This window comes from Rhodococcus sp. Eu-32 (genome assembly GCF_003336925.1).
Taxonomy (GTDB): domain Bacteria; phylum Actinomycetota; class Actinomycetes; order Mycobacteriales; family Mycobacteriaceae; genus Rhodococcoides; species Rhodococcoides kyotonensis_B.
On the sequence record NZ_QGNK01000026.1, the window covers coordinates 62,579 to 69,012 of the forward strand.

The 6,434-nt window shown below is 63.6% G+C and carries 9 protein-coding genes; 2 read left to right on the forward strand and 7 right to left on the reverse strand.

Annotated features, from left to right (window positions below; genetic code table 11):
* Positions 1 to 8: 8 nt before the first annotated feature.
* The 4 genes from pucL to uraD (DK926_RS23635) are packed head-to-tail and all read right to left on the reverse strand — an operon-like array spanning position 9 to position 3,697.
* Positions 9 to 929, reverse strand: a complete 921-nt coding sequence (gene pucL, locus DK926_RS23620; RefSeq protein WP_068431927.1) for a factor-independent urate hydroxylase — start codon at positions 927 to 929, stop codon at positions 9 to 11.
* Positions 930 to 946: 17 nt separating this feature from the next.
* The gene (gene uraH, locus DK926_RS23625) at positions 947 to 1,270 is read right to left on the reverse strand and encodes a hydroxyisourate hydrolase (RefSeq protein ID WP_114332409.1); all 324 of its coding nucleotides are present in this window, start codon (positions 1,268 to 1,270) and stop codon (positions 947 to 949) included.
* Complete coding sequence (gene uraD / locus DK926_RS23630; protein ID WP_114332410.1) at positions 1,267 to 1,770, reverse strand: 2-oxo-4-hydroxy-4-carboxy-5-ureidoimidazoline decarboxylase; 504 nt, start codon at positions 1,768 to 1,770, stop codon at positions 1,267 to 1,269. Before uraD (DK926_RS23630) ends, uraH begins: the two co-directional genes overlap by 4 nt.
* A 22-nt stretch (positions 1,771 to 1,792) precedes the next feature.
* Positions 1,793 to 3,697, reverse strand: coding sequence for a 2-oxo-4-hydroxy-4-carboxy-5-ureidoimidazoline decarboxylase (uraD, locus tag DK926_RS23635; RefSeq protein WP_114332411.1), 1,905 nt, complete (start codon positions 3,695 to 3,697; stop codon positions 1,793 to 1,795).
* Between the two features lie 128 nt (positions 3,698 to 3,825).
* Here uraD (DK926_RS23635) and DK926_RS23640 point away from each other — a divergent pair, with 128 nt between their 5' ends.
* Positions 3,826 to 4,368: a nucleotidyltransferase family protein gene (locus DK926_RS23640; protein WP_114332412.1), complete on the forward strand. Its 543-nt coding sequence runs from the start codon at positions 3,826 to 3,828 to the stop codon at positions 4,366 to 4,368.
* Positions 4,369 to 4,469: 101 nt separating this feature from the next.
* On the forward strand, positions 4,470 to 5,033 hold the full coding sequence (locus DK926_RS23645) for an AAA family ATPase (protein WP_114332413.1): 564 nt from the start codon (positions 4,470 to 4,472) through the stop codon (positions 5,031 to 5,033).
* A 4-nt stretch (positions 5,034 to 5,037) separates the two neighbouring features.
* On the opposite strand, the gene DK926_RS23650 is transcribed toward DK926_RS23645, so the two are convergent.
* The 3 genes from DK926_RS23650 to DK926_RS23660 all read right to left on the reverse strand — a co-directional run.
* Positions 5,038 to 5,733: a haloacid dehalogenase type II gene (locus DK926_RS23650; protein WP_114332414.1), complete on the reverse strand. Its 696-nt coding sequence runs from the start codon at positions 5,731 to 5,733 to the stop codon at positions 5,038 to 5,040.
* A complete protein-coding gene (locus DK926_RS23655; RefSeq protein ID WP_114332415.1) occupies positions 5,730 to 6,158 on the reverse strand; it encodes a DUF1707 domain-containing protein in 429 nt (142 codons plus the stop codon). The genes DK926_RS23650 and DK926_RS23655 overlap by 4 nt, the downstream gene beginning before the upstream one ends.
* A gap of 43 nt (positions 6,159 to 6,201) precedes the next feature.
* Positions 6,202 to 6,434 (reverse strand): DUF2118 domain-containing protein (locus DK926_RS23660; protein WP_114332416.1); only part of this gene is annotated, 233 nt, incomplete at its 5' end.

A 6,434-nucleotide genomic window follows, 5' to 3' on the forward strand; every position in this document is an offset into this window, starting at 1 on the left:
GAGAGCCGTCAGCCCACGACCGAGTAGGTCCGCCAGGCGCTACCGGCGTCGGGTGCGTCCTCTCGCTCGACGGTGGCCTGGATGAGTCCGTAGGGGCGGTCGTCGGCGTTGAACACCTCGTTGTCGTTCGTGACCCCGAACCGGCCGATGTCGTACAGGAAGTGATGTTTGTTGGGCGCCGACATCCGGATCTCGGCGATGAACGGATACTTCTGCAGTACTGCCTCACCCATCGCGAACAGGGTCTGCTGCAGCGCCAACGACTGCAGGTTGGCGAAGCGTTCGATCATCGCGGCCTTGACACCCGCATACACGCCGTCCCAGTCGACGTCGATGTGGGTGTAGCGCCACTGCGCGATCAACGACGTGGCCATGACGCGGTCGTGCGTCGGCTCGAGCACGGTCAACTCGTCCTCGAGGAAACCGGCGAACTCCGAACCGGTCGACTTGAGGATGACCAGGTCTTTGAAACCGCTGATCACCCACGTCTTCTGGCTGTCACCCTTTCCCTCGACCGTCACCGCCGACGTGCGCGTCTCCTCGCCCTTACGAGTCCACGTGTGATCGTGTTCGACGCCGTCGATCACGACACGCTGCCACGCGTACTCCTCCAGTTCGATGCGAGCGCCGTCGACGGGTTCGACGTCGTCGACGTAATGCCGCGCCAGGTCGAGGCCGTAACTTTCGAGATGGAGAAGACCTTTCGTCTTCGCGTACGTGTACGCCGTCTGCTTCTGCGTGTCGGTGGGGAGGACGGTCGATTGATCGCCCACCAGGTGTGCCGGTGCGAAATCCCCGCGCAGAGCGCTCGAGACGTTGATGTCGTGGATCTCGTGACGCGGGCTGTCCCGGTAGATGCGTACGACGCGGTTCTCTGCCTTCCCGTACTGGTTGGCGCCGAGGACGATCTTGCCGTCGAGGTCGGTCATCGTGCGAAATCCTCTTTTCAGCTGCCGCGGTAGGTGGAATAGGCGAACGGAGACAACAACAACGGCACGTGATAGTGCGCACCGGAATCGGCGACTGCGAACGAGATCGACACCTCCGGGTAGAAGGTCCGAGTGCCGAGTGCGTCGAAATACGTTCCGGTGTCGAACGACAGGCGGTACGTGCCCTCGTCGACGGGACCCGGAAGTAGTTCGGGCACACGGCCGTCGGTGTCGGTGAGAGCCGACGCGATCTCGACTCCGTTGGTGAACAGCTCGACGCGAACTCCCACGGCGGGTGTGCCGCGCACGGCGTCGAGAACATGGGTGCTGATGCCGGTCATGTGTCTTCTCCCAGCAGGCGATGCAGACGAATCCGATTGATCTTGGCCAGTTCCACGCGCATCACCCGTCGTTCGGTTTCGGGATCGTTGCCCAGTCGTTCCTCGAGAATAGCGAGCAACTCGGTGGCCGACCTGCCAGTCGCGCAGACGAGATACACGTGCCCGAACTTGTCCTCGTACGCCCGGTTGGCTTTCGCCAGCACGTCGAGAACGTCCGAGCCCGCGGTCTGCACCGCCGCCTGTTCCCGCCGCGACGACGGGTTGTCGGCCTGTGCTCCGATGCGCGGGTGACCGTCGAGCGCTCTGTCGATCTCGGCTTCGGGGAGTTCGGCCAACACACGATCGGCTCTGTCCAACAGCATGTCCCGGCTGGCGAACGGTCGGCCGGACGCGACACGTCGCGCCCAGATCGACGAGGAGCAGCATTCGAACAGCGCATGCATCGCCTGTCGGTCGGTCAGCCTGTTGAAACCCTCCAGGCCTGTGTTCTCGTGTAACACCGCGTGTCTCTTTCGTATCTCGCTACGTACGGTCGGTCAACCGTCCGAACCTGGCTGCGGCGATGGGGTTGGCGTCGGCGACGAGGTCGTCGAAACGATAGTTGGCGATCTTGGCGATTTCGATCATCGCAAACGAACGCTCGGCGGCGGGCGCGTTCTCGATACGAGACCAGCCGTTCGCCAGCACTCGGTCGTACCGTTCCGTTTCGCGGGCGCAGATGACCAAGGGAAATCCGAAGTGCCGGCGATACTCGGTGGCGAGTTCGACGATGTCGTCGTGCTCGTCCTCGTCGAGATTCGACAGGCCCGTGTGATCGGCCGCCTCGGGCATGCCGGTGTCGTCTTCGCTCCCGAGGTCCGGGTAGCTGTTGATGAGCTCGAGTTGTTCCTCGGTCGTGCCTGCCAGTAGGGCCTCCTGGAAAGCCTCGCGCAGGCTGTGCGCGTCGGCGAACGGTCGCTGCTGGTATGCACGATCGACCACCCACGGTGTCCCCTGGACGAGGCCTCCGAACGTCGAGGCGAAGTCGTCGTGGGTCATCGTGTTGACACGATCCAGCGTGATGCCGTCGCCCGGGCCGCCGGCGACGGTCTGACCACGATTGCCGATGTGGAAGAACACGATGTTCAACACGATCGCGGTGACGGCTCCGAGAACGATGCCGCTTCCGAACAGCATCTCCAGCCAGTCCGGGACGCCGTCGGCGACGCTCGGTTGAATGGTGACCAGCATTGCCAGTCCGAGGCTGGTCGCTACGACGATCAAGTTGCGATGGTCGGTGAAATCGACGGCCGACAGCGTCTGAATGCCGACGACGGCGACGGTCGCGAACAGCGCCAGAGCGGCCCCACCGAGAACCGGTGGCGGAATGGACGCGACGACGGCGGCCGTTTTCGGAAGCAATCCCAGCAGCATCATGATGACGCCGGCCGACGCCACCACCCACCGGCTTCGCACTCCGGTGAGGCGCACCAGTCCGACGTTCTCCGAAAATGCCGTGTACGGAAACGAATTGAACGTGCCGCCGACGACCGTGGCGACGCCGTCTGCCCGAAGCGTCGCGGCGATGTCGTCCTTCTTGATGCGCTTGCCGACGATCTCACCCGTCGCGTAGACGCTGCCGGTGGTCTCGACCGCGATGATCAGCATGACGACGATCATCGAGATGATCGCGACGACACTGAATTTCGGTACGCCGAACAGGAACGGCTGGGTGAAGCCGACCCACGACGCCTCGCCCGTACGGTCGAAGTTCATGTCTCCGAGCACGAATGCGACTGCGCTGCCTGCGACGAGCCCGAGCAGGACGGCGATCGTCGCCATGAAGCCCTTGAAGAATCGTTGGATCAACACGATGACGAGCAGGGTTCCGATGGCGTAGGCCATCCAGCGGCCGTTGGTCGGATCTTGTTCGTGCGTAGCAGGATTCGTCACTGCGTCGTTGACAGCGACGGGCAGCAACGCGACGCCGATGATCGTGATCACCGTTCCAGTCACGACCGGCGGGAAGAATCTGAGGAGTCTACTGAAGTACGGGGCCATGAAGAACGTGACGAGACCTGCGACGATGACGGAGCCGTAGACGTACAGGAGGCCTTCGGTCCCGCCGCCGTTCGCCATGGCGATCGCGATGACGGGGGACACGCCCGCGAAGGTCACGCCCTGCAGCAACGGAAGTCGCACGCCGATTTTCCAGAAGCCCACCGACTGGACGATCGACGCGATCCCACACGTGAACAGATCCGCGTTGATCAGGTGAATCAGTTGTTCGTCGGTCAGTCCGATCGCGCTGCCGATGATGATCGGAACCAGCACTGCGCCCGCATAGAAGGCAACGACGTGCTGAAATCCGTACGCGGCGAGTTTCGGGACGGGGAGAACCTCGTCGACGGGATGAACACGGCGACGCTTCGTGGGAAGAACGGACATGGGTACCTCGCAGGTGGCAGCAGGTATTGGGTCCTGCGACGCTGCAGGCGAGTGGTAACAGGATCGACCATGACGGCCGTTACCGCGACTCGAGCGGGCAGAATGGTGCAGTCGGAAAGGACTGGTGAATGACGTCTGACGCGGTCGGAGTGCTTCTCGCCGCCGGTGCTGGAACTCGGTACGGCTCACCGAAAGTACTCGCGCACGACGGGGCGTGGCTGAACGCGGCCGTTCGTGCGCTGGTCGACGGCGGCTGCGGCCGAGTGCTCGTCGTACTCGGGGCTGCTTCGGTGCCGGTGCCTCTCGGCGCGGAGACGGTCCACGCCCCGAAATGGCGTGAGGGGCTGAGCGCATCGTTGCGGGCGGGTCTCGGTGCAGCCGGTGACGCTTCCTTCGCAGTCGTCCACGTCGTCGACACGCCGGATGTGGGGAGCGACGTCGTCGGTGCAGTCTTGGACACTGCTCGCGCTGCGCAGTCGCACCTCGCACGAGCAGTATTCGACGGCGTACCCGGTCATCCGGTCGTGTTCGGACGCGAACATTGGGACGACGTCATCTCCACGGCCGTCGGGGATTCCGGTGCGCGTGACTTTCTCCGTGGGCGGACGGATGTCGTTCCCGTCGAATGTTCGCGCTGGGCGACGGGTGTGGATCAGGATTACCGTCGGTGACCGAACTGGCTCGGCCGGGCGGCGTGCTCCTACGCTACTGCCGGTCGTGCGTGCGAATGTATAGCGGGCTATACATTCGCACGCACGGGTAGGGTGTTTCGGTGATCCTCGGACCCGCCGACACGCTGACCGACAGACCGTCGAGGGTGATAGTCGCCGGCACGTCGGGGTCCGGGAAAACGACGTTGGCCTCACGGATCGCTCGAGTCCTCGGCACCGAGCACATCGAGATCGACGGCTTGTTCCACGGTCCAGGCTGGACGCCCCGCCCGTCGTTCGAGGCCGAAGTGGACGAGTTCTCGTCGAGACCGTCGTGGGTGACCGAGTGGCAGTACGGTTCGGTTCGAGACAAGCTGGCGGACCGCGCCGATCTGCTCGTCTGGCTCGACTTACCGCGAACTACGGTCATGCGCCAGGTGTCGCAGCGCACGATAGGACGGCGGCTGCGTCGAGAAGTGTTGTGGAACGGCAACATCGAACCGCCGCTGCGCAGCATCTTCAGGGAAGAAGACCACATCATCCGCTGGGCCTGGAGGACGCACTCGCTCACGGGCGAACGTGTCCTCGCGGTGGCCGAGCGCAGGCCGGAACTTTCGATAGTCCAATTGCAGTCTCGCGCTGCCGTCGAACAGTGGGTCGGGGGAGCACTGACCGAGGTGAACTGACGAGTCAGCAGTGCAATGCCGTCGCCAACTCGGTGATCGACTCGACGCTGTACGACCAATCGGATTCGGGCCGCATATCCGAATTTTGTTGCGGCCCATGCTCGCTCGGCCTGCAGACGAACGCGGTGCGGAAACCGCAGTTGCGAGCGGCGTCGAGGTCGCTGTTGTGTGCAGCGACCATCATGCACTCGTCGGGCCGCAATCCGAGGATGTCGGCGGTACGAAGATAGGCGTCGGGCGTGGGCTTGTACGCGCGGACCGGTTCGGCTCCGAGGATCGCGTCCCACGGAATACCCGCATTCTTCGCCATGTCCAGCAGCAGAGAGATGTTGCCGTTGGACAGTGGCGCGACGACGAAATGCTCCTTCAACCGCGTGATGCCGTCGACCGAATCCGGCCAGGGATCGAGGCGATGCCACGCAAGGTTGAGGTCGTCGACAGCGGCGTCGGGTAGCTCGATGTCCTGCTCCGACAACACTGTTCGCAAACTTTCACGGTGCAGTTCATCCAGCCGGACGAACTCGCGTGACCCGGATCTGACCTCTTCCATCGACGGTTGATAGAGGCTGCGCCACCGATCGGCGAAAGAATATGGATCCTGCAACTCGGGCAGCGCCGACGAGACTGCGGCAGCCACACTCGTGCGCCAGTCGACGACCGTTCCGAACACGTCGAACAACAGGGCCTTTGGCGCCGTCACCGTCGATCCCGCTTCCGGCTCGACCGGTCCCCGCCGAAGATCACGGCACCGACCAAAGGAATCAACAGGAAGAACAACCAACTGTTCGACACGGGAACGACGAAGAACAGAACGAGCGCAACGATCGGCGTCGCAGCCATGACCGCTTTGCGCCAGTCCCAGCCGTCGTCGTCGGACGACTCCGCGGCAGGTGTTTGCGACGCGGTCCTCTCCAACGGCTTCGAGACGGAAGGAGTGACCGTCGTGGATGGCAGATCCGCGAACACCGCGTCGAGTTGGCCGCGCGTCGTGGCGGAGGAGACGACGGAACTACGTTCGTCGAACTCCGGCAACGTCAGGCGCCCGTCGCCGAGATGTCTGCTCAACGCTTCGAGTGCTTGCTCGCGCTCGGCCGTACCGATGCGAACGTCCGGGTTGTCTGCCATGAGAGACAGACTAACCCGGACGTTCGTGGTCCCAGAGGGGTTCTTACTTCAGTTCCGCGAGGACGGTGCCTTGGGTGATCGCCGAGCCGGGTGTGACGGCGAGGCCGGTGACGATGCCTGCTTTGTGGGCGTTGACGGGGTTTTCCATTTTCATCGCTTCGAGGACGGCGATGAGGTCGCCTTCGGCGACTTCTTGTCCTTCTTCGACGGCGACCTTGACGACGGTGCCCTGCATGGGTGCGGTGACGGCGTCACCGGACGTGGCACCGGCGCCGC

What these genes read in the sequence shown, in the direction of transcription:
- pucL (WP_068431927.1), bottom strand. Translation starts at nt 929, where the DNA reads ATGACCGACCTCGACGGCAAGATCGTCCTCGGCGCCAACCAGTACGGG.
- uraH (WP_114332409.1), bottom strand. Translation starts at nt 1,270, where the DNA reads ATGACCGGCATCAGCACCCATGTTCTCGACGCCGTGCGCGGCACACCC.
- uraD (WP_114332411.1), bottom strand. Translation starts at nt 3,697, where the DNA reads ATGTCCGTTCTTCCCACGAAGCGTCGCCGTGTTCATCCCGTCGACGAG.
- DK926_RS23640 (WP_114332412.1), top strand. Translation starts at nt 3,826, where the DNA reads ATGACGTCTGACGCGGTCGGAGTGCTTCTCGCCGCCGGTGCTGGAACT.
- DK926_RS23655 (WP_114332415.1), bottom strand. Translation starts at nt 6,158, where the DNA reads ATGGCAGACAACCCGGACGTTCGCATCGGTACGGCCGAGCGCGAGCAA.